This is a genomic window from Caballeronia choica (genome assembly GCF_001544535.1).
Taxonomy (GTDB): Bacteria; Pseudomonadota; Gammaproteobacteria; order Burkholderiales; family Burkholderiaceae; genus Caballeronia; species Caballeronia choica.
In genome coordinates this window covers 1-23,605 of record NZ_FCON02000123.1, presented here as the reverse complement: position 1 = coordinate 23,605, position 23,605 = coordinate 1, and the positions used below count along the sequence as shown (strand labels likewise).

The window sequence follows — 23,605 nt, the reverse complement described above, 5'->3', positions numbered from 1 at the left end:
ACAAGTTCCATAGGAGCACAAGCGCATCAAACGGTTGAAGCCGGCCCCAAGCGCAAGCGATCATCCTTCCCGCCCCGGACAGGGGCAGAGCTAAAAAACCAACTCCAAAACAAGTTCCATAGGAGCACAAGCGCATCAAACGGTTGAAGCCGGCCCCAAGCGCAAGCGATCATCCTTCCCGCCCCGGACAGGGGCAGAGCTAAAAAACCAACTCCAAAACAAGTTCCATAGGAGCACAAGCGCATCAAACGGTTGAAGCCGGCCCCAAGCGCAAGCGATCATCCTTCCCGCCCCGGACAGGGGCAGAGCTAAAAAACCAACTCCAAAACAAGTTCCATAGGAGCACAAGCGCATCAAACGGTTGAAGCCGGCCCCAATCGCAAGCGATCATCCTTCCCGCCCCGGACAGGGGCAGAGCAAATAAACCATAAAGAAAACAAGTTCCATAGAAGCGCAAAAACATCAAACGGTGTAACCCACCTCAAACCCCACCCGCACCCCCAACCCCTACCGCGCGCAACCCCCACCGCATTGAAGCACACGCAGTTCATCCACCGCGATGTGGCAGCGAATCCGGTGCCCGCCGCCCGCATCCGCATACGGCGGCTCCTGCTCCTCGCAGATCGCACCGAGCTTGCGCGGACAACGCGTATTGAACACACACCCCGAAGGCGGATTCGCCGCGCTCGGCAAGTCGCCCGACAGACGGATACGTCCGCCCTTGGCGCCAGCGCTCCCATCGAGCGATGGCACCGACGACAACAACGCCTCGGTATACGGATGCTGCGGCCCGTCGAACACTTCGGCCGCGCGTCCGATCTCCATGATCCGCCCGAGATAGAGCACCGCGATGCGATCCGACAGATAGCGCACCACATGCAGGTCATGCGAGATGAACACGTAACTCACGCCGCGTTCGCGCTGCAAGTCCGCGAGAAGATTGAGGATCGCGGCCTGCACCGATACGTCGAGCGCGGAAGTCGGTTCATCGCAGACGACGACGCGCGGATCGCCCGCGAACGCGCGCGCAATCGCGACGCGCTGCTTCAACCCGCCGGAAAGCTGCCGCGTGCGCGAGCCGAGATAGCGTTCGGGCAGCCGTACGGATTCGGCGAGCGATTGCAGCCGCTCCTCCTTCGCCGCGCCGTGCAGCGAAGCAAGCTTCGACAGTGACCGCGCAATCAGCCGCCGCACCGTATGCGCCCGGTTCAACGCCGAGTCGGGGTTCTGGAACACGATCTGCAGCGACTTCACCTGCTCGTCGTTGCGCCGCGTGACGCGCGCGGGCAGGGCGGTGCCGTCGAGTTCGAGCGTCGCGCCTTCGTCGGGCGAAAGGAGGCCGAGAAGCAGCTTGGCAAGCGTCGTCTTGCCGCTGCCGGATTCGCCGACGAGCCCGAGCGTCTCGCCCTGCGCGAGATCGAGCGAGACATCGTGCACCGCGCGCACCAGTTCCTGGCCGACGCGGAACGTCTTCGACACATTGCGCGCACGCAGCGCGACAGGCGCTTGCGAAAGGTCGACGGGTTCGCTCGCCGCTTCGGGCGTCGCGCGCGGCAGTTCGATCGCGCGCTCGTGATAATGGCAGCGCGCCATCTGGTCGCCGTTGGCGGACGCCACGCGATAGGGCGGCGGTGCGTCGCGTAGGCATCGCTCGTCGGCGAGCTTGCAGCGGTCCGCGTACGCGCAGCCTCGCGTCACCGTGCCCGCGAGCGGCAGCGAACCGGGAATCGTATCGAGCCGGCCCGTGTCCTTACTGCGGCCGGTCGTCGGCAGGCAGCGCAACAGGCCCACGGTGTACGGATGACGCGGGCGCGCGAACACGTCGCGCGTCGCGCCTTCCTCGACGAGCTTGCCCGCGTACAGCACGCCGATGCGATCGCACATCCGCCCGATCACCGCGAGGTTATGGCTGATGAACAGCACCGCCGTGCCGAGTTCCTCGCGCAACTGCGCGATCAGGTCGAGCACTTCAGCTTCGACAGTGGCGTCGAGCCCGGTCGTCGGTTCGTCGAGGATCAGCAGTTCGGGATTGCAGGCGAGCGCCATCGCGATCACGACGCGCTGCTGCATGCCGCCCGACAACTGGTGCGGATAGCTGTCCATCACGCGTTCGGGCGACGCGATGCGCACGCGCCGCAGGATGTCGATGGTGCGCGCGAGCGCGTCGGCGGCCGATGCGCCCGACGCCTCGAACGCTTCCGAGACCTGCCGCGCAATGGTCAGCGATGGATTCAGCGCGCGGCCCGGGTCCTGGTAGACCATCGACACCGCGTTGGCCCGCAAGTCACGCAGCGCGTCGGCGTGCATCGACGCCACGTCGCGCCCGCCGATCGAAATCTTGCCCGCCTTCACGCGGCCGTTGCGCGGCAGATAACGCAGCACCGCGAGCGCCGCCGTCGACTTGCCGCAGCCCGATTCGCCGACGAGTCCATAGGCCTCGCCGCGCCGCACGCGCAGTGTGATGTCCTGCAGCACTTCGCGTTCGCGTCCGCGCATCCGGTAGGTGACCGTCAGGCCGACGAGCGTGAGCGCATCGGCGCGGTCGCGCTTCGAAACGTCGAATGCCGGGAACGCCGACGGCGGAGGTCCGTTCATCGGTCGAGCACTCCCTGGATCGCATCGGCGACGAGATTTACGCCGACGACCAGCGACGCGATCGCGACGGCATCGAACACCACGGTCCACCACGCGCCGCCCGCCATCAACGTGTAGCTTTCGGAGAGCGCGAGGCCCCAGTCGGCCGATGGCGGCTGGATGCCGAAGCCGAGGAACGACAGCGTCGCGACCGCGAAGATCGCGTAGCCGAGCCGCACCGTCGCCTCGACGATGATCGGCTGCAGCACGTTCGGCAGGATCTCCGCGAACATGATGTAGAACGCATTCTCGCCGCGCAGTTGCGCCGCGAGCACGTAGTCGAGATTGCGCTCGGCGAAGACCGCCGAGCGCACCGTGCGCGCGGTGATCGGCGTGAACGTGAGGCCGATCACGATGATCACCGTGCCATTGCTCGCGCCGACCGCCGCCAGGGCGAGCAGCGCGACGATCACGAGCGGCAGCGCGAGCAGCGCGTCGATCACGCGGCCGATCACGTTGTCGACCCAGCCGTCGAAGTAGCCGACGATCAGCCCGACCGCCGTTCCCGCGAGCGTGCCGAGCGCGGTGGCGAGCGGCGCGATGGTGAGGATGTCGCGCGCGCCGACGATCACGCGCGCGAACACGTCGCGGCCGAGCTGGTCGGTGCCGAACCAGTGCGTGGCATCGGGCGGCGTAAGCGAGTTCAGCGGATCGGACGCGTACGAGTCGTGCGGCACGACGAAATGCCCGACGAGCGCGCACGCGACCCAGAACAGCAGGATCAGCGCGCCGATGACGAAGGTCGGCGAGCGAAGGAGCGCCGTCGAGCGTTCGAAGCGCGGCGGCTTTAGCGCGGAGGACGGCACACTGCTCATTGCGAATCCTTCATTGCGATTCCCTCATTGGGATTCCCTCACGCGAAGACGCGGATTGAGCACGACATACAGCGCGTCGGCGATCAGGTTGGCCGCCGTATAGATCACGCCGACCGTCAGCACGCCGGCTTCGAGCATCGGGAAGTCCTTCGCCTTCGCGGCGTTGTAGATCAGCGAGCCGATGCCCTGGTAGTGGAACAGCGTCTCCACGACCACCAGCCCGCCGATCATGTAGCCAAGCTGCGTCGCGGCGACGGTCACGGTCGGCAGCAGCGCGTTGCGCAGCACATGACGCCAGATCACCGTGCGGCGCGGCAAGCCCTTGAGGATCGCGGTGCGCGTGTAGTCGGCATCGAGTGCTTCGACGGTGCCAGCGCGCGCCATCCGCGCGATATAGCCGAAGAACACGAGCACGAGCGGCAGCACCGGCAGGATCAGGTGCTTCAGTTGCACGAGCACGCCAGCGTCGGGCGGGGCGGTCGCTTCGATCGGCAGCCACTGGAGCCATACGCCGAACACGAGGATCAGCACGATCGACGAAACGAACTCCGGCACGACCGTCGCCGAGAGCCCCGTGATGCTGATCACGCGATCGATCCAGCGTCCGGCATGCAGCGCCGAATACACGCCGCCCGCGATCCCGAGCGGCACCACGACGATGAACGCGAGCGCGCCGAGCTTCGCGGAGTTGGCGAGCGCATCGACGACGAACGGCGCGACGGCTGAGCGAAACGCATACGACTGGCCCATGTCGCCGCGCAGGAAGTGGCCGATCCACGCGCTGTATTGCGCGAGCAATGGCCGGTCGACGCCAAGCTGGTGATTCAGCGCGGCGACGGCACGCGCATCGGCGAGCGGGCCGAGAATCGCGCGGCCGACGTCGCCCGGCAGCAGTTGGCCGCCGGCGAACACGATCACCGACAAGAGCCACAACGTGATCAGCGCGAGCACGACCCGCGTGCCGACGAAACGCGCGATACGCGTTGCGTTGCGCCCGGCGCGCTCGGGTCCGATGGCTTGCGTCGCCGTGTTCATGAGGGCTGCGTCCTCCTGGCGGGTGCGGCGCGACGATCGGCCGGATCAGGCACCGATGGTCGCGCGGTCGAGATAAAGCTGCGAGTTCGCATTGAATCGCACGCCCGCGACGTTCGCCCGCGTCACCACCAGATAATCGTAGAAGTACGGAATCACGAGCGGTGTTTCGTCGAGCAGCAGGGTCTGGATCTGCGCGGAGAGCTTTTTCTGCGACGCCGCGTCGAGCGCGCCGACGAAGTCCGCCACCAGCTTGTCGTACTGCGGGTTCTTGAAGTGCGCCGCGTTCCACGTGCCGCCGCTCGTGAGCGGCGCGTTGAGGAACACGTTCGGCACGCCGCGATGACCGTAATCGGTGATGCCGAGCGGCGAATCCAGCCAGTCCGACTTGCCGAACGTGCCCGCGCCGTAATACAGCTCCTGGCTTTCCACCTTGAGCGTCACGCGCACGCCGATCGCCTTCGCCGCGTTCTGGATCACGACGGCGAGATCGGGAATCTCCATGTACTTTTCGGTCGTGAGGGTGACGTCGAAGCCGTTCGGCACGCCGGCCTGCGCAAGCAGTTGCTTCGCCTTCGCGACATCGATCCTGCGCTGCGGCACGGAAAGATCGCTTGACGGAAACACCGGCGCGAACGGGCTGTCGTTGCCGAGCGTCGCGCGGCCGCGAAAGAGGCCCTTCACCATGATCTCGCGATCCATCGCGAGCGCGAGCGCCTGACGCACGCGCTTGTCCTTGAACGGCGCCGCGTCATTGCGCATGTGCATCTGCCGATGCGCGCTCGATTTCACGCCGAGCACCTTGAAATCGCGGTTGTTCAGCACGGAGAGACCGCCCTGCACCGTGAAGTCGCCCATCACGTCGGCCTGACGGCCTTGCAGCGCGAGCAATTGCGCCTGCTGGTCGGCGTAGAACGCGAAGGTCACGCGCTCCGGTAGGGCCTTGTCGCCCCAATAGTCCGGATTGCGCACGAACGACGCGCCGACTTTCGGCGTGTACTTCTCGAACTTGAGCGGCCCGGTGCCCATGAACGACTTTTCATACGTGCCCGAAAAGTTCGCGGGCAGGATCACGGCATTGAAGTTGTCGGACGAAACGTAGTACGGGAAGTTGCCGTTGGGCGCGTCGAGATGGAACTCGACGGTGAGGTCGTCGACGGCCTTCGCGGAATCCTTCGACAGCACGCCCTTCAGCACCGACAGCGCCGCCGATCCGCTGCCCGGATCGGCGAGCCGGTTGAAGGTCGCGGCGACATCCTTCGCGGTCATCTTCTGGCCGTCGTGGAATTTCACGTTCGGGCGCAGCTTGAAGGTCCACACGTCGCCCTTGTCGTTCGACTTCCACGACAGCGCGAGGGCAGGGCGCAGCACGAGCTTTTCACCGTCGTCGTCGATCAGGAACTCGCCGGTCTGGTTGATCAGCGCGAGGCCGGCGGCATCGGTGACGGTCAGCGGATCGACCGCGCCCACCGGCGTCAGGTGCGCAACGCGGATCGTGCCGCCGGGCTTGGCCGCGCCCTGCGCACGGGCGCGCGTGATGCCGGCGAGGCTACCTACGCCGCCCACGGCGAGCGTCACGCCCAGTACGCTCGCGTGGCGCAGCAATTCGCGGCGGGTGAGCCGGCCGGCCTTGAATTCGTCGATGGCGTGATTGCCGAGTTCGCCCGCCATGGCCCGTGAATCGGTCAGGGCGCGGTCGAAGGTGCGGTCAGAGTCGGTCGGTGTCTTCATCGGTGGGCGTTCCGTTTCGTCTGTTGTATTTGTTTCGAGCGGCGCTGTGGCTTCGTGCGCGGGTCCTGCGTTGATGCGGATACGCGAAGCCTGAAGAAGCGGCCAGTTTAGCCGAGCAGAAATCATTCGACGCAACTCGCGGCGCGCGAGATGCGTCCGACAAGCCTTAGCACGTCAGCAAGCGCCGCGCCGCGCTCAATGCTCGTGCGGATGCTTGTGGATCGGATCGACCCAGAAAACCTCTTCCGGTGCTTCGACCGCATCGATATTCAGGTTCACGACAACGGCTTCGTTGTCGCTGCGCACGAGCACGCATTCGAGCGGCTCGTCGGTGCGCGCATTGATTTCCTGATGTGGCACGTACGGCGGCACGAAGATGAAATCGCCGGGGCCAGCTTCAGCGGTAAATTCCAGATGCTCGCCCCAGCGCATGCGCGCCTGTCCGCGCACCACGTAGATCACGCTCTCCAGCGCGCCGTGATGATGCGCGCCGGTCTTCGCATTCGGATGGATCGTCACCGTGCCGGCCCAGATTTTCTGCGCACCGACGCGCGCCGCGTTGATCGCGGCGGCCCGGTTCATGCCGGGCGTCTGCGCCGTGTTGGTGTCGAGCTGGTCGGCCTTGATGACCTTCACGCCGTGTTCGCGCCAGTCGATTTTGGGTTCATCGCTCATCGTCGTCTCCCTTCCGTGCATCATCGGAAGCGCGGATAAAAAAAGTCCGTTGCGGCCACTCGTGAAGCACGGGCATACAACGGACCTGGTTCGAACGTTCACACGCTCGAACAAAACAAAGCTTATCTCGACTTCGAGTTCACGATCGCATCGGCGACGTTGTTCGGCGTTTCGGCGTAGTGCTTGAACTCCATCGTATAGGTTGCGCGGCCTTGCGACAGCGAGCGCAGCGTCGTCGAGTAGCCGAACATTTCCGCGAGCGGCACCTCGGCGCGCACCAGCTTGCCGCCGCCACCGGCGATGTCCTCCATGCCCTGCACGAAGCCGCGCCGCCCCGACAGGTCGCCCATCACGTTACCCATGAACTCCTCGGGCGTTTCGACTTCGACCGCCATCATCGGTTCGAGCAGCACCGGCTTCGCCTTTCGCATGCCGTCCTTGAACGCAATCGATCCGGCCATGCGGAACGCGTTTTCGTTCGAGTCGACATCGTGATAGGAACCGAACGTCAGCGTCACCTTCACGTCGACCACCGGATAGCCCGCCAGCACGCCCGCTTTCAGCGTCTCCTGAATACCCTTGTCGACGGCTGGGATGAACTCGCGCGGCACGACGCCGCCCTTGATCGCGTCGACGAATTCATAGCCGCCGCCCGGCTTCTGCGGCTCCATCTTGAGCACGACGTGCCCATATTGCCCGCGGCCGCCCGACTGCTTGACGAACTTGCCTTCGACGTCCTCCACCGGGATGCGGATCGTCTCGCGATACGCGACCTGCGGCTTGCCGACCGTCGCTTCCACGCTGAACTCGCGCTTCATCCGGTCGACGAGGATTTCCAGGTGCAACTCGCCCATCCCGGAGATGATGGTCTGGCCGGATTCCTCGTCGGTCTGCACGCGGAACGACGGGTCTTCCTGCGCCAGGCGATTCAGCGCGATGCCCATCTTTTCCTGGTCGGCCTTCGTCTTCGGTTCGACGGCCTGCGAAATCACCGGCTCCGGGAAGATCATCTTTTCCAGCACGATCACGTGGTTCGGATCGCATAGCGTGTCGCCGGTGGTCGCTTCCTTCAGGCCGACGGCGGCGGCGATGTCGCCCGCGTAGACTTCCTTGATTTCCTTGCGCTCGTTCGCATGCATCTGGAGAATCCGCCCGAGCCGCTCCTTCTTTTCCTTCACGGCGTTGTAGACCGTGTCGCCCGAATTCACGACGCCCGAATACACGCGGAAAAAGATCAACTGGCCGACGAACGGGTCGGTCATGATCTTGAACGCGAGCGCTGAGAACGGCTCCGCGTCGGTCGGATGGCGCTCCGCTTCCTTGTCGTATTCGTCGTGGCCGAGGATGGCGGGAATGTCCACCGGCGACGGCAGATAGTCGATCACGGCGTCGAGCATCGCCTGCACGCCCTTGTTCTTGAACGCGCTGCCGCACAGCATCGGCACGATCTCATTCGCGATCGTGCGCTGGCGGATGCCGCTCTTGATTTCTTCCTCGGTCAACTCCTCGCCAGCGAGATACTTTTCGAGGTAGGCCTCGTTGGCTTCGGCCGCCGCCTCGATCATTTTGTCGCGCCATTCCTGCGCGGTCGCGAGCAGGTTCGCGGGGACTTCCCGGTACTCGAACAGCACGCCCTGGCTGGCTTCGTCCCAGATGATCGCCTTCATCTTCACGAGGTCGATCACGCCCTGGAAGTTGTCCTCCGCGCCGACCGGAATCTGCAGCGGCACGGCGACGCCCTTCAGGCGCTCGCCGATCTGGCGCTGCACGCGGAAGAAGTCGGCGCCGACGCGGTCCATCTTGTTGACGAACGCGATGCGCGGCACCTTGTACTTGTTGGCCTGGCGCCAGACGGTTTCCGACTGCGGCTGCACGCCGCCGACCGAGTCGTAGACCATGCACGCGCCGTCGAGCACCCGCATCGAGCGTTCGACTTCGATGGTGAAGTCGACGTGTCCGGGGGTGTCGATGATGTTGATCCGGTGTTCGGGATAATTGCCGGCCATGCCTTTCCAGAAGGCGGTCGTGGCAGCCGACGTGATCGTGATGCCGCGCTCCTGCTCCTGCTCCATCCAGTCCATCGTGGCCGCGCCGTTGTGAACCTCGCCGATCTTGTGGTTCACACCGGTGTAGAAAAGAATGCGTTCGGTGGTGGTGGTCTTGCCGGCATCGATGTGAGCGCTGATGCCAATGTTCCGATAGCGCTCGATGGGAGTCTTGCGGGGCACTTGAACCTCCTGTGGATGGGTCGAGCGGATGGCGACGTTTCCGTGAAGCGGCGAAAGGCCGCGCAGTTGCGCGCAGTTGCCGCGGTTGTTGCCGCGCGTTGTTGCCGCTTTCGCGCGCGGCCGGAAATGCGCCTAACAGCGTCTCGCTGGTCTATTAGCATAGCGCTTCGACAAGGTCTTTGCAGGAATCTTGCCAGCCCTCGGCAAGGTGCGCTCAGACGGCGCAAAAAAAGGATGGCGCAAAAAAACCGGCTCGTCGCGTCAACGGCCGGCTTTGGTTCGGAGCGTTACGCCGTCGCTGGCGCTATCGCTTCATTGCGTCATTGCTTCATGGCCTCATTGTGGCGAAGGCAGGCCCTGCAGCTTCATGCCCGGCTTGATGCCCTTCGACGTAAACCAGCCCTTGCTCATTTCGAGCGCATAGACGCCGTTGTTGCGCGGGCAGTGATTGTCGGTCGTCTCGGCCTGCATTTCGTCGATATCGGTGATCGTGCCGTCCGCGCGAACGAACGCGATCGACAGCGGGATCAGCGTGTTCTTCATCCAGAAGCAGTGCACCGCGTTCTCGTTGAACACGAAGAGCATGCCTTCGTTCGGCGCCAGCTTCGTGCGATACATGAGCCCTTGCTCGCGATCGGCGTCGTTCGCCGCGACGGCCGCGTCGATCACGAACATTCCCGCTGTGAGCTTCGCGCGCGGGAAGTCGGTCGGCTGCTTCGCGCCGGCCGGCATCTGTTGCGCGTGGACCGCGGATATCGCTGCGAGCGGCAAGAGGAAAGCGATCGCAAACTTGCGGGCGATGTCGCGCAAATCGGCGCGAAGAAACGAAGAGAGTGAAGCGGGCGAATTGAACGAGCGCAGCGAAAGACGCACGGTGAAACTCCTTGAAAGCCTTGTTTACCTGACAAGCTAAAAGCGAAGCCAAGAACGGGAAAGCCGAAAAGACCCGCGCATGTTACTCGATGCGAGCGCCAAAAAAGAAAAAGGCAGATTGCCTCGCGGCCCTCTGCCTTTTAACGCCGTTGGTACGGCAGTACTGCTAGTTCTTGACTTCGCTTTACTGCCTTTTCACCAGACTTACTGCGATGCGCCCGTAGCTGCTGCCGGGGCTGCTTCCGAAGCTGCCTTCTTGTGCGTCGTCGACTTGTGGTGCGTCGACGACTTGTGGTGCGTCGACGACTTGTGAGCCGTCGAAGCGGCTGCTGCCGGAGCAGCTGCCGGAGCCGCAGCGTCCGAAGCTTGTGCGAAAGCAGCCGATGCGAACAGGCCAGCGACGAGAGCAGCGATCAGTTTGTTCATCTGTAAATCCTCAGCTTGAGTAAATTAACCAAACGACCCGGTTATTGGAGTCATGTCGGTAAACGAGCCATCCACCTTTCGGTTGACAGTGGTATCGACAAATAAAGCCGATATCGCTGCGAGCGCTAAAACCTTACAAACAGCCTGTGAAAGCAGGTGATCGATGCGGGTCATTCGCTAATGCCGGATAGCTTTGCAAGGCATCTGCGACCACTAACGCAGGGTGCGGAGAGTTGGTTGACGAAATTCTTTTTCGATCTGTGCGACTCGTAAAGAAAATCTGTTGACGCGCAATCGATTAGCGCATGTTCGTGACAATGTGTTTAAGCGAAGCGAATTACACGATGCCGTCCCAAGGCGCGCGCGGCGGCAATTCGATCGACTCGCCGGGTGCGAGCCGCAGCGTGAACACATCGAGTGCGCCGATGCCGGCGCGCACGAGCCGCAGCGTGGGATAGCCGACTGCGGCTGTCATGCGACGCACCTGGCGATTCTTGCCTTCGGTGATCGACAGCTCGATCCACGTCGTCGGAATGGCTGCGCGAAAGCGGATCGGCGGCGTGCGCGGCCAGAGCGCAGCGGATGGCTCGACGAAGCTCGCGCGACACGGACGGGTGACGTAATCGCCGAGATCGACGCCCTTCGCGAGTCGCTTGAGCACCGCTTCGTCGGGCGCGCCTTCCACTTGCGCCCAATATCGCTTGACGAGCTTGTGGCGCGGCTCGGCGATGCGCGTCTGCAATGCGCCGTCGTCGGTGAGGAGCAGCAGGCCTTCGCTGTCGGCGTCGAGCCGGCCGGCCGGGTAGACGCCCGGCGTTTTCACCCAATCGCCGAGCGATGCGCGCGTCTCGTGCGGCGAAAACTGACAGATGGTGCCGAACGGCTTGTTCAAGGCGATGAGCGTCATGGGGAATCGAAAGAAGGGTTGGGCGGCGCGCGGGGCCTTGTTGCGAGCGTTTTCATGAGCCACGTCCCTATGGCGCATGGCGGCATATTAATGCATAATCCGAAGCGACAAGTCCTATGTCTTATATAAGACTCAGGCGAACGTGCAGATGTCGCGGCAGGTTCCCGGCCACGGCCGCCGTGCCGTCGGCGCGCCGCGCTTCACGGCGATTTCCGGTGCCTCGAGCGCTGCAGCGATCGCTTGTCGCGGTGGGCTAGAATAAAGATCTGGCTACCTCACGCGCGAGAGCGGGGAGCGTCGGCCGCCCGCTCTATCGTCGCAATCTGCTTCAGCTAGCTATCAACCTGCGCAGCCTTCTTTGGAGTCGATCATGCCGTATCAGCACATCAAGGTTCCGACGGGCGGTGACAAGATCACCGTGAACGCGGACTACTCCCTCAACGTTTCCGACCAGCCGATCATTCCGTACATCGAAGGCGATGGCACGGGCCTGGACATCACCCCGGTGATGATCAAGGTCGTCGACGCGGCCGTCGAGAAGGCGTATGCCGGCAAGAAGAAGATCCACTGGATGGAAATCTACGCGGGCGAGAAGGCGACCAAGGTCTATGGCCCGGACGTCTGGCTGCCGGACGAGACGCTCGACGTGCTGAAGGACTACGTCGTGTCGATCAAGGGTCCGCTCACGACGCCTGTCGGCGGCGGCATCCGGTCGCTCAATGTCGCGCTGCGCCAGCAACTCGACCTGTATGTCTGCCTGCGGCCGGTGCAGTACTTCAAGGGCGTGCCGTCGCCGGTGCGCGAGCCGGAGAAGATCAACATGGTGATCTTCCGCGAGAATTCGGAAGATATCTACGCCGGTATCGAGTGGCCCGCGCAATCCGAGGAAGCGAAGAAGGTCATCAAGTTCCTGCGCGAGGAAATGGGCGTGAAGAAGATCCGCTTTCCCGAAACTTCGGGAATCGGCATCAAGCCGGTGTCGAAGGAAGGCACGCAGCGGCTCGTGCGCAAGGCGATTCAATACGCGATCGACAACGACCGCCGCACGGTCACGCTCGTGCACAAGGGCAACATCATGAAGTTCACGGAAGGCGCGTTCCGTGATTACGGCTACGAGTTGGCGCAGCAGGAATTCGGCGCGGAACTCGTCGATGGCGGTCCGTGGATGAAGTTCAAGAATCCGAAGTCGGGTAACGATATCGTCGTGAAGGACGTGATCGCCGATGCGTTCCTGCAGCAGATCCTCTTGCGTCCGGCCGAGTACGACGTGATCGCCACGCTGAATCTCAACGGCGACTATATCTCCGATGCGCTGGCGGCGCAGGTCGGCGGGATCGGCATTGCGCCGGGCGCGAACCTGTCGGATTCGGTCGCGATGTTCGAAGCCACGCACGGCACGGCGCCGAAGTACGCGGGCAAGGATTATGTGAATCCGGGCTCGGAAATCCTGTCGGCGGAGATGATGCTGCGCCACATGGGCTGGACCGAGGCGGCCGACATCATCATCAGCTCGATGGAGCAGTCGATTCGGTCGAAACGCGTGACGTACGACTTCGCGCGTCTGATGGAAGGCGCAACGCAGGTTTCGTGTTCGGGGTTTGGACAGGTGTTGATCGAGAATATGTGAGTATTTCCGGCGCGCTTGTTTCGCGCATGCAGGCCCGATCGGAAATGGTCGGGCCTTTTTATTTTTCACACATTTCAACCTTCGCGAGCGCACCGTGCAGGTACAATTTACCTGTATGTTTACACAGTGCTATTGGCGGGTGTCAGGAAGGGAGCAACGGCGGCGGAAAAGGAAAGGAGCGAGCATGAAAGAACGTGTTCCCACGCTACTCAGCGGTTCCGAACTGGTTGCGTACCTGCTAACCCGGCACGCGCCTTCGACCTGTTCGAATCGGCGCCCCCGGTCGACGTCGACAAGGTCGCGAAGCTCCTGGGCATTCACGTGAGCGAGACGCCCGACGCTCGCCAAAGCGACACCGTCGGTAACATCACGCTTCGGGAGGGCCGCCCTGCCGAGGTGTGGATCAATCCGCTCGAGGATTCATACGTGCCGCGCAGGCGCTTTACGCTTGCGCACGAGATCGGGCACTTCCGCATGCACGGCTCTACCGACCGGCACGAATTCATCGACGACAAGAAACACGATGAATCGCAGCGAATCGTATTGGAACCGCTACGAATCGGAAGCGAACCGGTTTGCGGCCACGCTGCTGATGCCAAAAGAACTACTCGAGACCATCGGGCGCAAGATCATCGACACCTACAAGGCGGAGCATGGCGTAGCGAAGATGCCGCTCGCGCGCTTCGTGAACAGCATGGCAGCGCGATTCGGCGTATCGAGCCCCGCCATGGAATATCGGCTCAAGAGTCTCGGGGTCGGAAAGCGCGGTTAGTGCCGCCGCGTTCGATCGCCATGCGCCCCTGGCGTCGTCGCGCCGAAGGCGGCCGCAAACAAATTCCATCCCCAAAAACCAAAAAACCCGGCACGAGGCCGGGTTCCACAGGCAAATAGTGCGATCGAACGGTCAGGCCGCGTCCTGGATGTTCGAAGCCTGTTTGCCCTTCGGTCCCTGGACAATCTCAAAGCTGACCTTCTGGCCTTCCTTGAGCGTCTTGAAACCGTTCATCTGTATCGCCGAGAAATGTGCGAACAGATCCTCGCCGCCTTCATCGGGCGTGATGAATCCGTAGCCTTTCGCGTCGTTGAACCATTTGACCGTACCAGTTGACATACCTACTTCCCCTCACTCTCGTCTTACCACGAGCACGCTCGAAAAGCTCAGCGGCCACTATGTGAACCGTGCCCTCCTCACAAGCTCACCTCGGCATTTTTTCGCCTGAATGGCCTTCGGAAAAAAGTGCCAGTTTGATTGTTGAATCTCTTAAATCTAGTGTCAAGAAAATTTTGAGATGACCGATAAGCCCGTTGTAAAGAGCACATTTGTAGGGTTATTCCTGCTTTGCGTGTGCGCGGCCGCTCAAGCAAGGCATCTTGAAAAGTCGCATAATCGTCTCACCTGAGGGGTGCCGCCATCGCGCCACCGCACAGCCCGCGAATCTGTTTTTTTTGAAGCTGTGCGATACTGGATTCACGGAAGTTCAAGCGGGCCGGCGCCCATGCGGGCGGCGGCGGGATTCAGGCGGGACAGGCTCTGGCTGCACGTGTGCTTTGTGCCAGTTTTCCGACCGGACGGTCGGCATTTTCGGCGGCATTGCGGGCCTGTCCGAGTTGTTTAGAATGGGTGTATGGCGATCAATCCCAACAAGCAGGATGGCACTGTACTGGAGCGGCAGGAACAAAAGCTGAAGAAGCCGGCCATGTACAAGGTGGTGCTGCTGAATGACGACTTCACGCCGATGGAATTCGTCGTGATGGTCGTGCAGGAATACTTCAATAAGGATCGTGAGACCGCGACGCAAATCATGCTGAAAGTTCATCGCGAGGGCAGGGGAGTTTGTGGGGTCTACACGCGGGACATTGCGTCGACCAAAGTTGAGCAAGTCGTTAGCCATGCACGGCAGGCGGGGCATCCGCTGCAGTGTGTGATGGAGGAAGCATGATTGCCCAGGAACTGGAAGTCAGTCTGCACATGGCGTTTATGGAAGCACGTCAGGCGCGGCACGAGTTCATTACGGTCGAGCATCTTTTACTGGCCTTGTTGGACAACCCGACCGCGGCTGAAGTGTTGCGCGCGTGCGCAGCAAACATCGAAGATTTGCGTCAGAACCTGCGCAATTTCATTCACGACAACACGCCGACCGTACCCGGCACGGACGACGTCGATACTCAGCCGACGCTTGGTTTCCAGCGTGTGATTCAGCGCGCGATCATGCACGTGCAGTCGACGTCGAACGGCAAGAAGGAAGTGACCGGCGCGAACGTGCTGGTCGCGATCTTCGGCGAGAAGGATTCGCATGCCGTCTACTATCTGCAGCAGCAGGGCGTGACGCGGCTCGACGTCGTGAATTTCATTTCGCACGGCATCGCGAAGACGAACAGCGGCGACGCTGCGAAGGCGAGCAGCGAGGCGAATCCGGAATCGGACGACGCCGCCGCGCAAAAGGAAACGCCGCTAGCCCAGTTCACGCAGAACCTGAACCAGCTCGCGAAGGACGGCAAGATCGATCCGCTGATCGGCCGCGAGTCGGAAGTGGAGCGCGTGGTGCAGGTGCTGTGCCGCCGACGCAAGAACAATCCGCTGCTCGTGGGCGAGGCTGGCGTGGGCAAGACCGCGATCGCGGAAGGGCTCGCCTGGCGCATCACGCGCGGCGAAGTGCCGGACATTCTTGCCGATGCACAGGTCTACTCGCTCGACATGGGCGCGTTGCTCGCGGGCACGAAGTATCGCGGCGATTTCGAGCAGCGCCTGAAGACGGTGCTGAAGGAACTGAAGGAGCGTCCGCACGCCATTCTGTTCATCGACGAAATTCACACGCTGATCGGCGCGGGCGCGGCTTCGGGCGGAACGCTCGATGCATCGAACCTGCTGAAGCCGGCGTTGTCGTCGGGGCAGTTGAAGTGCATCGGCGCGACCACTTTCACCGAATATCGCGGCATCTTCGAGAAGGACGCGGCGTTGTCGCGGCGCTTCCAGAAGGTCGATGTGACGGAACCGACCATCGAGCAGACGATCGCGATCCTGCGCGGCCTGAAGTCGCGTTTCGAGGAGCATCACGGCGTGAAGTATTCGTCGGGTGCGCTGTCGGCGGCGGCTGAACTGTCGGCGCGCTTCATCACCGACCGTCATTTGCCCGACAAGGCGATCGACGTGATCGACGAAGCGGGCGCGGCGCAGCGCATTCTGCCGAAGTCGAAGCAGAAGAAGACCATCGGCAAGAACGAGATCGAAGAAATCATCTCGAAGATCGCTCGCGTGCCGCCGCAAAGTGTGTCGCAGGACGACCGCAGCAAGCTGCAGACGCTCGATCGCGACCTGAAGAGCGTCGTGTTCGGGCAGGACCCGGCGATCGATGCGCTGGCGGCGTCGATCAAGATGGCGCGCGCAGGCCTCGGCAAGCTGGACAAGCCGATCGGCGCGTTCCTGTTCTCGGGCCCGACCGGCGTCGGCAAGACGGAAGTCGCGAAGCAACTGGCGTTCACGCTCGGCATCGAATTGCTGCGCTTCGACATGTCCGAGTACATGGAGCGTCACGCGGTGAGCCGGCTGATCGGCGCGCCGCCGGGCTATGTCGGGTTCGACCAGGGCGGTTTGCTGACCGAAGCCGTCACGAAGAAGCCGCATTGCGTGCTGTTGCTCGACGAAATCGAGAAGGCGCATCCGGACATCTACAACGTGCTGCTGCAGGTGATGGACCACGGCACGCTGACCGACAACAACGGCCGCAAGGCGGATTTCCGCAACGTCATCATCATCATGACGACAAACGCGGGCGCCGAGGCGATGGGCAAGTCGGTGATCGGCTTCACGAACCGCCGCGAAACCGGCGACGAAATGGCCGATATCAAGCGGATGTTCACGCCGGAGTTCCGCAATCGTCTGGACGCGATCATCAGCTTCCGCTCGCTCGATGAAGAAATCATCATGCGCGTGGTCGACAAGTTCCTGATGCAACTGGAAGATCAGTTGCACGAGAAGAAGGTCGATGCGCTCTTCACCGACGCGTTGCGCCAACACCTGGCGAAGCACGGTTTCGACCCGCTGATGGGCGCGCGGCCGATGCAGCGTCTGATCCAGGACACGATCCGCCGGGCGCTCGCCGACGAGTTGCTGTTCGGCAAGCTGCTGTCGGGCGGGCGCGTGACCGTCGACGTGGACGACAACGACAAGGTGCAACTGACGTTCGATGAAAATCCGGTGCCGCGTAATCCGAATCCGGAGGCGGTCGAAGTGGAGTGATGCAAGTCGGACGCGCACCTTCGGCGCGTCTTACACAAAAAGCGGCACGGGAAGTTCTCCGTGCCGTTTTTTTTGCGCCGACGCCAACGCACCGAAGGGGTAAACGCCGACTTCCTCAAGGCAAATATCCCTTTACGTGACTTTCGTTTCGAAACTAAAATCTTTCGTAACGAAAATCGGATACGTTTCACGCATGCTTGCCAACAAGAACGCTCTTTATCGCCGGCTGCAGATCGTCGAGCTTGTGCGCAAGCGCGGCGAAGTTTCCGTCGATGAACTGAGCCAGGCCTTCGATGTGTCGAGCGTCACGATCCGCTCGGACCTGAGCTATCTCGAAGCGCAGCGCTATCTCGTGCGCGCGTTCGGCAAGGCGCGCTATCTGGAACAGCGAAGCGCGGCGAGCATGGTTGCAGCCGACACGCCGAGCGCCGGCCGCAAATCCACCGATATGGCGATTGCGCGCGTCGCCGCCGATTTCATCGACGACCACGCGTCGCTTTTCATCGGCGCCGGGGTCATCACGCACAAGGTCCTGCCGCTCGTCGCGGATCGCTCGAATCTGGCGCTCACGCTCCACGATCTCGCGATGGTCGCGACCGCCCAGCGCTTCGTGCACTGCGAATTGCGGCTGACCGGCGGCGCGCTCGACGACGGCTCGACGATCCTCACCGGCCCCGACGCGGAACGCTCGGTTGCGTCGCGGCCGCTCGATCTCGCGCTGATCGAAGCGAGCGGCATCGATCGCGAAGGCAATCTCGTCTGTGCCGACGCGCGGCTTGCGCCGGTCAACCGAGCGGCGGTGAAGGCGTCGAAGCGCCGCGTGGCGGTGTCGTACCGGCCGAACCTCGGCGACGGCGCGATCATTTGCCGGCTTTCGGAACTCGACGGAATGATCTTCGACGACGCCATCGATCCGCCGATCGTCGACGCGTTTCACGAAGCCGGACTCGACATGCACCGGCGGGAAGAGGGCGTCGTCGAGTTTCGTCCGAGCACCCGCCATTCTTGAACCCACCAAGCGAACACGCGTCATGCCCAACCTCGAACGCAAGCCCGGCTCCATCGTCGCGATGGGCGAAATCCTCGTCGAAATCATGGCGACCGAGCGCGGACAAAGCTTCCGCAAGCCCGGCACGCTCATCGGCCCGTATGCGAGCGGCGCGCCCGCGATCTTCATCGACCAGGTCGCGAAACTCGGCAGCCGCGCCGCGCTGATCGGCTGCGTCGGCGACGACGATTTCGGCGCGCTCAACATCGAGCGTCTGCGCGGCGACGGCGTCGACGTGTCGGGCATCGCGGTGCTGAAGGACGCGACGACCGGCAGCGCGTTCGTCACGTATCGCGAGGATGGCGATCGCGATTTCGTCTACAACATCACGAACAGCGCGTCGGCGCAGTTGTCGGCGGCGAACCTGCGCGACGACCTGCTCGCCGATTGCGGCAACTTCCACGTGATGGGTTCGTCGCTATTCTCGTTTCGCATCATCGAGGCGATGAAGAAGGCGATCGAAACGGTGAAGGCGAACGGCGGCACGGTCAGCTTCGATCCGAACATCCGCAAGGAAATGCTGCGTATCGCGGAGATGCGCGACGCGCTCGATTTCATCCTCGACTACACCGACGTGTTCCTCCCGAGCGGCCACGAAGTCACGCTGCTCGCGCGAGCGACGTCCGAACGCGGCGCGATCGACGAGCTTTTGCAGCGCGGCGTGAAGGAAGTGGTGGTGAAGCGCGGCGCGCAGGGTTGCAGCTTCTACGACGCCGACGGCGAGCAGCATCGGCAGGCGTTCGCGGTCCAGGAAATCGATCCGACCGGCGCGGGCGACTGCTTCGGCGCGACCTATGTGGCATGCCGCGCGCAAGGCATGGACGCCGGCGCCGCGCTGCGCTACGCCTGCGCGAGCGGCGCGCTGGCGGTCGGCGCGAAAGGTCCGATGGAAGGCACGGCGACTTTCGCCGAACTGGATGCGTTTTTACGCGAGGCGGAGTGAACCATGGGCGATATCGTCGCGCGTTTGAGCAACGGGCATCCGGCGGCGCAGCGCCTGGCCGGCCTCTATTCGATTTGTTCGGCGCATCCGTGGGTGCTCGAAGCCGCGATGCGCCAGGCGCTCTCCGATGACACGCCGCTTCTGATTGAGTCGACGTCGAATCAGGTCGATCAATATGGCGGCTACACGGGCATGAAACCCGCCGATTTCGTCGCGTTCGTGCATGGGATCGCGGAGCAGGTCGGCGTCTGGCGCGAGCATCTGATTCTCGGCGGCGATCATCTCGGCCCCAATGCGTGGCGCCACCTTCCCGCCGCGGAGGCCATGCAGCGCGCCGACGCGTTGATCGACGCCTACGCGGCGGCCGGTTTCACGAAGATTCACCTCGACACGAGCATGGCCTGCGCCGACGATCCCGAGCGCTTGTCGGATGCAATCGTCGCGTCGCGTGCGGCGCGATTGTGCGCGGTGGCGGAAGCGGCGGTCAGGCGTGAAGGCTTGCGCGTGGCCCCGGTCTATGTGATCGGCACCGAAGTGCCGGTGCCCGGCGGGGCGGCGGAGGAACTGGAAGCCGTCGAGCCGACCGCGCGCGAGGCGGCGCTGGAGACGGCGCGAGTCCACCGCGAGGCGTGGCGCGCAATCGGTCTGGATGACGCGTGGCCGCGCGTCGTGGCGCTCGTCGTGCAGCCGGGCGTCGAATTCGATCATACGAAGGTGATCGATTACCGGCCCGAGCGCGCGGTGAATTTGAAGCACGCGCTCGACGATTTACCCGGCATGGTGTTCGAAGCGCATTCCACCGACTATCAGTCTCCAGCAGCGCTGAAGGCGCTGGTTCGCGATGGCTTTCGCATCCTGAAGGTTGGCCCGGGCGTGACGTTCGCGCTGCGCGAGGCGCTCTACGCGCTCGCCGACATCGAGATGCAATTGATCGACGAACCGAAGCGCTCGAACCTGCGCGCGGTGGTCGAGCGCGTGATGCTCGCGAAGCCCGGCTACTGGGAGAAGTATTACCACGGCGATGCGGGGCAGCAACGCGTGCTGCGTACCTACAGCTACAGCGATCGCGTGCGTTACTACTGGACGGATGACGAGATCGACAGGGCGGCGCGCAAGCTGCTCGACAATCTGTCGGCCGTGCGCATTCCCGAAAACCTGTTGAGCCAGTATTTGCCCGACCAGTATTGGGCGGTCAGGAACGGCACGCTCGCGCTCGACGATCCTCACGCGATCGCGCAGGACCGCGTGCGGCAGGTGATTCGCATGTATGCGGCGGCGTGCGAGGCTTAGTGCTTGCCGGTGCTGCCGAAGCCGCCCGCGCCGCGCTCGCTGGCCTCGAAATCGTCGACGATGTTGAGCTGCGCCTGCACCACCGGCACGATCACCATTTGCGCGAGACGCTCCATCGGATTGAGCACGAAAGCGGTGTCGCCGCGATTCCACGTCGAAATCATCAACTGGCCTTGATAATCCGAATCGATCAGACCGACGAGATTGCCGAGCACGACCCCGTGCTTGTGTCCCAGGCCCGAGCGCGGCAGGATCAGCGCGGCATAGCCCGGATCGCCGAGATGGATGGCGAGGCCGGTCGGCACGAGCGTCGTTGCGCCCGGAGCGATGGTGAGCGGTTCGTCGATACACGCGCGCAGGTCGAGACCCGCGCTTCCAGTCGTGGCGTAAGCGGGCATGAAGTCGCGCATGCGCGCATCGAGAATCTTGACGTCGAGTTTCATGAGTTCAGGTCGGGCGGCCGAGTTCGAAGGCGTCGGCCAGAAGTTGATAGGAACGCAGGCGTGCGCGGTAGCTGCCCGCGACGGTCAGGACGATGAGTTCATCGGCGTCGAAACGTTGCTGTAGCGCGTGAAGTTCCGCGGTCACGCGCTCCGGCGTGCCGATGATGCTGCGGGTTTTCTCGCGCGCGATCACGTTCAGTTCGCGCTCGCCGTATTGCTGGGCGGCGCCTTGCTCGATCGACGGGATCGGCATGTTCAGGCCGTAGGCCATCTGCACGCGGCGAAGGTTGACCGCTTTTTCGAGCGCGGCGGCTTCTTCGTCGGTATCGGCGCAGATCGCGAAGACGGCGGCCGCGAGGTACGGTTGCGCTTCGTTGCCCGCGATGAAGCGCTCGCGATACGCCTCGGCCACGCGGTGTCCGTACTGCGCGTTGATGAAATGCGCGAACGCGAAACGAATGCCAAGCTGCGCCGCGAGCAGGCCGCCGAAGTCGCTTGAACCGAGCATCCACAACTCGGGACGCGTGTCGATTTGCGGCTGCAGCAGCACGCCGCTCGCGATGTGGTCGTCGGGCAGCGTACCGTTGAACAGTCCGACGAGGTCGGCGACCTGCTGCGGAAAGATGTCGCCGCGGTTGTAGTCGCCGGCCGCGACCGCTTGCGCCGTGCGCATGTCGCCGCCGGGCGCGCGGCCGACACCCAGGTCCACGCGATTCGGAAACAGCGCTTCGAGCATCAGGAACTGCTCGGCCACCTTGAACGGGCTGTAATACGGCAGCATGATGCCGCCAGAGCCGATGCGAATGCGCTTGGTCAGGCTGCCGATGCGTGCGAGCAGGACTTCCGGGCAAGGATTCGACACGCCGCGCAAGCCGTGATGCTCGGCGCACCAGTAGCGCGTGTAGCCGAGGTCGTCGGCGAGTTGGGCGAGTTCGAGGGTCGCCGCGATGGCGTCGGCGGTGCTGTGACCGTGGACGACCGGCGTTTGATCGAGTACCGAGAGCCTGGTCATGGCTTTAGGAAAGCAGCGAGCCGTCGACGCGCGGCGCGCGCTTCGCGATCTCGCCGATCAGCGTGCGCGCGAGCGCGTTCTTGTCGGCGCGAGGCAGGCGCGTCTTGCCGGAAGCTTCGAATAGCACGACCTCGTTATCGTCAAGACCGAACGTCAGCGGCCCGAGATTGCCGATCAGCAGCGGCACGTTCTTGCGCACGCGCTTCTCGTCGCCGTGGATGTCGAGGTCGCCGCTTTCCGCCGCGAAACCCACGCAGTACGGTGGATTCGGCAGCTTGGCGACCGAGGCGAGGATGTCGGGATTCTCGACGAAGTTGAACGCCGGCAGCGCGTGGCCGGCCGTCTTCTTGATCTTGTGATCGCTCACGTGATCGACGCGCCAGTCGGCGACGGCCGCCACCGCGATGAAGATATCCGTGTCCGGCGTGGCGTGCATGACGGCGTCGTACATTTGCTGCGCCGTTTGCACATCCTCGCGATAGACGCCCCACGGCGTTTCCCGCGCGACCGGCCCGGCGATCAGGTGCACGTCGGCGCCGGCCTGCGCGGCCGCGCGCGCGAGCGAAAACCCCATCTTGCCCGACGAACGGTTCGTAATGCCGCGCACCGGATCGAGCGGTTCGAACGTCGGACCGGCGGTGATCAGCACGCGGCGTCCGTGCAGGATTTTCGGCTGGAAGAACGCGCAGATCGCGTCAAACGTGGCGGACGGCTCGAGCATGCGACCGTCGCCGACTTCGCCGCACGCCTGCGGGCCCGAATCCGGCCCGAGCACTTCGACGCCGTCGCCGCGCAACTGCGCGACGTTGCGCTGCGTCGCCGGGTTCTGCCACATCTGGCGGTTCATCGCGGGCACGACGAGCAGCGGACAATCGCGCGCGATGCAGAGCGTCGAGAGCAGATCGTCGCACCGGCCTTGCGCGAGTTTGGCGAGAAAGTCGGTGGAGGCGGGCGCGATGACGATCGCATCGGCTTCACGCGATAAATCGATGTGCGGCATGTTGTTCGGCACGCGGGCGTCCCACTGCGACGTGTAGACGGGGCGGCCGGAGAGCGCCTGCATCGTGACGGGGGTGATGAACTGCGTTGCTGCTTCCGTCATCACGATCTGGACGGTGGCGCCGGCCTTGGTGAGCAGACGCGTCAGCTCGGCGATCTTGTAGCAGGCGATGCCGCCTGTCAGGCCCAGTACGAGGTGCTTTCCGGTTAGTTCTGCCGTGGTCAACTCTTGTCTCCGTTATGGTCGCTGGCGCTTGGGGTGGGGGTGGGTTGGGTTGGGGTTACACCGTTTGATGCGCTTGTGCTTCTATGGAACTTGTTTTGTTTTTGGTTTATTCGCTCTGCCCCTGTCCGGGGCGGGACTCACTTTCTTTGCTGCTGCAAAGAAAGTAAGCAAAGAAAGCAGCTTCCCACCGCCAATGCTTGCCATGCGCCGCCAGCCCGTTATATCGGAGTGGTCCAACCGGGGGAGTGTCGTTAGCGAGGTTTCATCGTTGTTGGCATGTAGAAGAGGCGCGCACGTCGCACCGCGATACGAAGTGGACCAGCAGTCATACATCCAGCCTCGCGCTACGCGCTCACCCGTCAGGCAAAACCGAAATCCGAAACCATCGCTATATCACCATCCTGCGTTTGTGCTTGCTCATGCTTCAATTCACCGCTTAGCGAACCTGTCGTCGGGCAC

Annotated in this window: 20 protein-coding genes and 1 pseudogene; 8 read left to right on the top strand and 13 right to left on the bottom strand. The window is 63.2% G+C overall.

Translation table 11 applies throughout. The features are described 5' to 3' along the window. Positions 1-507: 507 nt before the first annotated feature. From AWB68_RS33255 to AWB68_RS33215, 9 genes are all read right to left on the bottom strand, one after another. Entirely contained in the window at positions 508-2,595 is a 2,088-nt protein-coding gene (locus tag AWB68_RS33255) for an ABC transporter ATP-binding protein (RefSeq protein ID WP_087648545.1), read from the bottom strand. Further along, positions 2,592-3,449 carry an ABC transporter permease gene (locus AWB68_RS33250; protein WP_087648544.1) on the bottom strand — a complete coding sequence of 286 codons (858 nt, stop codon included), beginning with the start codon at positions 3,447-3,449 and terminating at the stop codon, positions 2,592-2,594. The genes AWB68_RS33255 and AWB68_RS33250 overlap by 4 nt, the downstream gene beginning before the upstream one ends. 24 nt (positions 3,450-3,473) lie before the next feature. Then, positions 3,474-4,484 (bottom strand): ABC transporter permease, encoded by a 1,011-nt coding sequence (locus AWB68_RS33245; protein ID WP_087648543.1) that lies wholly within the window; start codon positions 4,482-4,484, stop codon positions 3,474-3,476. A gap of 45 nt (positions 4,485-4,529) precedes the next feature. After that, a complete protein-coding gene (locus AWB68_RS33240; RefSeq protein ID WP_087648542.1) occupies positions 4,530-6,212 on the bottom strand; it encodes an ABC transporter substrate-binding protein in 1,683 nt (560 codons plus the stop codon). Positions 6,213-6,407: 195 nt separating this feature from the next. Continuing rightward, positions 6,408-6,887, bottom strand: a complete 480-nt coding sequence (locus tag AWB68_RS33235; protein WP_200828866.1) for a cupin domain-containing protein — start codon at positions 6,885-6,887, stop codon at positions 6,408-6,410. Positions 6,888-7,009: 122 nt separating this feature from the next. Next, positions 7,010-9,115, bottom strand: coding sequence for an elongation factor G (gene fusA / locus AWB68_RS33230; protein ID WP_087648540.1), 2,106 nt, complete (start codon positions 9,113-9,115; stop codon positions 7,010-7,012). A 336-nt stretch (positions 9,116-9,451) separates the two neighbouring features. After that, positions 9,452-9,925 (bottom strand): DUF192 domain-containing protein, encoded by a 474-nt coding sequence (locus AWB68_RS33225; RefSeq protein ID WP_200828867.1) that lies wholly within the window; start codon positions 9,923-9,925, stop codon positions 9,452-9,454. Positions 9,926-10,192: 267 nt separating this feature from the next. Beyond that, positions 10,193-10,414 carry a hypothetical protein gene (locus AWB68_RS33220; RefSeq protein ID WP_087648539.1) on the bottom strand — a complete coding sequence of 74 codons (222 nt, stop codon included), beginning with the start codon at positions 10,412-10,414 and terminating at the stop codon, positions 10,193-10,195. A 337-nt stretch (positions 10,415-10,751) separates the two neighbouring features. Then, positions 10,752-11,321, bottom strand: a complete 570-nt coding sequence (locus AWB68_RS33215; RefSeq protein WP_087648538.1) for a pseudouridine synthase — start codon at positions 11,319-11,321, stop codon at positions 10,752-10,754. A 370-nt stretch (positions 11,322-11,691) separates the two neighbouring features. Between AWB68_RS33215 and icd the strand changes: the two genes are divergently transcribed. The 3 genes and pseudogenes from icd to AWB68_RS33200 all read left to right on the top strand — a co-directional run bounded on the left by icd (position 11,692) and on the right by AWB68_RS33200 (position 13,720). After that, a complete protein-coding gene (gene icd / locus AWB68_RS33210; protein WP_087648537.1) occupies positions 11,692-12,948 on the top strand; it encodes an NADP-dependent isocitrate dehydrogenase in 1,257 nt (418 codons plus the stop codon). Positions 12,949-13,074: 126 nt separating this feature from the next. Next, positions 13,075-13,425, top strand: a pseudogene (locus tag AWB68_RS51600) (M78 family metallopeptidase domain-containing protein); the annotation flags it as partial. A 46-nt stretch (positions 13,426-13,471) separates the two neighbouring features. Then, positions 13,472-13,720 carry an ImmA/IrrE family metallo-endopeptidase gene (locus tag AWB68_RS33200; RefSeq protein WP_087648536.1) on the top strand — a complete coding sequence of 83 codons (249 nt, stop codon included), beginning with the start codon at positions 13,472-13,474 and terminating at the stop codon, positions 13,718-13,720. A 132-nt stretch (positions 13,721-13,852) separates the two neighbouring features. Here AWB68_RS33200 and cspD read toward each other — a convergent pair whose 3' ends face one another. Further along, positions 13,853-14,059, bottom strand: a complete 207-nt coding sequence (cspD, locus tag AWB68_RS33195) for a cold shock domain-containing protein CspD (protein ID WP_008351201.1) — start codon at positions 14,057-14,059, stop codon at positions 13,853-13,855. Between the two features lie 514 nt (positions 14,060-14,573). On the opposite strand from cspD, the gene clpS reads away from it, so the two are divergent. The 5 genes from clpS (at position 14,574) to AWB68_RS33170 (ending at position 20,466) form a co-directional block, all read left to right on the top strand. Then, entirely contained in the window at positions 14,574-14,888 is a 315-nt protein-coding gene (gene clpS, locus AWB68_RS33190) for an ATP-dependent Clp protease adapter ClpS (RefSeq protein ID WP_014190611.1), read from the top strand. Continuing rightward, positions 14,885-17,185: an ATP-dependent Clp protease ATP-binding subunit ClpA gene (gene clpA / locus AWB68_RS33185; protein ID WP_087648535.1), complete on the top strand. Its 2,301-nt coding sequence runs from the start codon at positions 14,885-14,887 to the stop codon at positions 17,183-17,185. The genes clpS and clpA overlap by 4 nt, the downstream gene beginning before the upstream one ends. Before the next feature lie 193 nt (positions 17,186-17,378). After that, the gene (locus tag AWB68_RS33180; RefSeq protein ID WP_087648534.1) at positions 17,379-18,194 is read left to right on the top strand and encodes a DeoR/GlpR family DNA-binding transcription regulator; all 816 of its coding nucleotides are present in this window, start codon (positions 17,379-17,381) and stop codon (positions 18,192-18,194) included. A 22-nt stretch (positions 18,195-18,216) separates the two neighbouring features. Continuing rightward, complete coding sequence (locus AWB68_RS33175; RefSeq protein WP_087648533.1) at positions 18,217-19,176, top strand: tagatose kinase; 960 nt, start codon at positions 18,217-18,219, stop codon at positions 19,174-19,176. A gap of 3 nt (positions 19,177-19,179) precedes the next feature. Continuing rightward, positions 19,180-20,466 carry a D-tagatose-bisphosphate aldolase, class II, non-catalytic subunit gene (locus AWB68_RS33170; RefSeq protein ID WP_087648532.1) on the top strand — a complete coding sequence of 429 codons (1,287 nt, stop codon included), beginning with the start codon at positions 19,180-19,182 and terminating at the stop codon, positions 20,464-20,466. Here AWB68_RS33170 and dut read toward each other — a convergent pair. From dut to coaBC, 3 genes are read right to left on the bottom strand one after another with little or no spacing between them, the layout of a single operon-like run. Continuing rightward, positions 20,463-20,909 carry a dUTP diphosphatase gene (gene dut, locus AWB68_RS33165; protein WP_087648531.1) on the bottom strand — a complete coding sequence of 149 codons (447 nt, stop codon included), beginning with the start codon at positions 20,907-20,909 and terminating at the stop codon, positions 20,463-20,465. The two genes, AWB68_RS33170 and dut, sit on opposite strands and share 4 nt — an antisense overlap. Positions 20,910-20,913: 4 nt before the next feature. Next, positions 20,914-21,921 carry an LLM class flavin-dependent oxidoreductase gene (locus AWB68_RS33160; protein ID WP_087648530.1) on the bottom strand — a complete coding sequence of 336 codons (1,008 nt, stop codon included), beginning with the start codon at positions 21,919-21,921 and terminating at the stop codon, positions 20,914-20,916. A 4-nt stretch (positions 21,922-21,925) separates the two neighbouring features. Continuing rightward, positions 21,926-23,146, bottom strand: a complete 1,221-nt coding sequence (coaBC, locus tag AWB68_RS33155; RefSeq protein WP_087648529.1) for a bifunctional phosphopantothenoylcysteine decarboxylase/phosphopantothenate--cysteine ligase CoaBC — start codon at positions 23,144-23,146, stop codon at positions 21,926-21,928. Between the last annotated feature and the right edge of the window lie 459 nt (positions 23,147-23,605).

Bases quoted from the DNA above. Each gene is read 5' to 3' on its own strand.
- AWB68_RS33245 (WP_087648543.1), bottom strand. From the start codon at position 4,484: ATGAACACGGCGACGCAAGCCATCGGACCCGAGCGCGCCGGGCGCAAC.
- AWB68_RS33160 (WP_087648530.1), bottom strand. From the start codon at position 21,921: ATGACCAGGCTCTCGGTACTCGATCAAACGCCGGTCGTCCACGGTCAC.
- icd (WP_087648537.1), top strand. From the start codon at position 11,692: ATGCCGTATCAGCACATCAAGGTTCCGACGGGCGGTGACAAGATCACC.
- AWB68_RS33170 (WP_087648532.1), top strand. From the start codon at position 19,180: ATGGGCGATATCGTCGCGCGTTTGAGCAACGGGCATCCGGCGGCGCAG.
- clpS (WP_014190611.1), top strand. From the start codon at position 14,574: ATGGCGATCAATCCCAACAAGCAGGATGGCACTGTACTGGAGCGGCAG.
- AWB68_RS33175 (WP_087648533.1), top strand. From the start codon at position 18,217: ATGCCCAACCTCGAACGCAAGCCCGGCTCCATCGTCGCGATGGGCGAA.
- AWB68_RS33255 (WP_087648545.1), bottom strand. From the start codon at position 2,595: ATGAACGGACCTCCGCCGTCGGCGTTCCCGGCATTCGACGTTTCGAAG.
- AWB68_RS33250 (WP_087648544.1), bottom strand. From the start codon at position 3,449: ATGAGCAGTGTGCCGTCCTCCGCGCTAAAGCCGCCGCGCTTCGAACGC.
- AWB68_RS33215 (WP_087648538.1), bottom strand. From the start codon at position 11,321: ATGACGCTCATCGCCTTGAACAAGCCGTTCGGCACCATCTGTCAGTTT.
- AWB68_RS33220 (WP_087648539.1), bottom strand. From the start codon at position 10,414: ATGAACAAACTGATCGCTGCTCTCGTCGCTGGCCTGTTCGCATCGGCT.
- dut (WP_087648531.1), bottom strand. From the start codon at position 20,909: ATGAAACTCGACGTCAAGATTCTCGATGCGCGCATGCGCGACTTCATG.
- AWB68_RS33235 (WP_200828866.1), bottom strand. From the start codon at position 6,887: ATGAGCGATGAACCCAAAATCGACTGGCGCGAACACGGCGTGAAGGTC.
- clpA (WP_087648535.1), top strand. From the start codon at position 14,885: ATGATTGCCCAGGAACTGGAAGTCAGTCTGCACATGGCGTTTATGGAA.
- AWB68_RS33180 (WP_087648534.1), top strand. From the start codon at position 17,379: ATGCTTGCCAACAAGAACGCTCTTTATCGCCGGCTGCAGATCGTCGAG.
- cspD (WP_008351201.1), bottom strand. From the start codon at position 14,059: ATGTCAACTGGTACGGTCAAATGGTTCAACGACGCGAAAGGCTACGGA.
- AWB68_RS33200 (WP_087648536.1), top strand. From the start codon at position 13,472: ATGAATCGCAGCGAATCGTATTGGAACCGCTACGAATCGGAAGCGAAC.
- AWB68_RS33240 (WP_087648542.1), bottom strand. From the start codon at position 6,212: ATGAAGACACCGACCGACTCTGACCGCACCTTCGACCGCGCCCTGACC.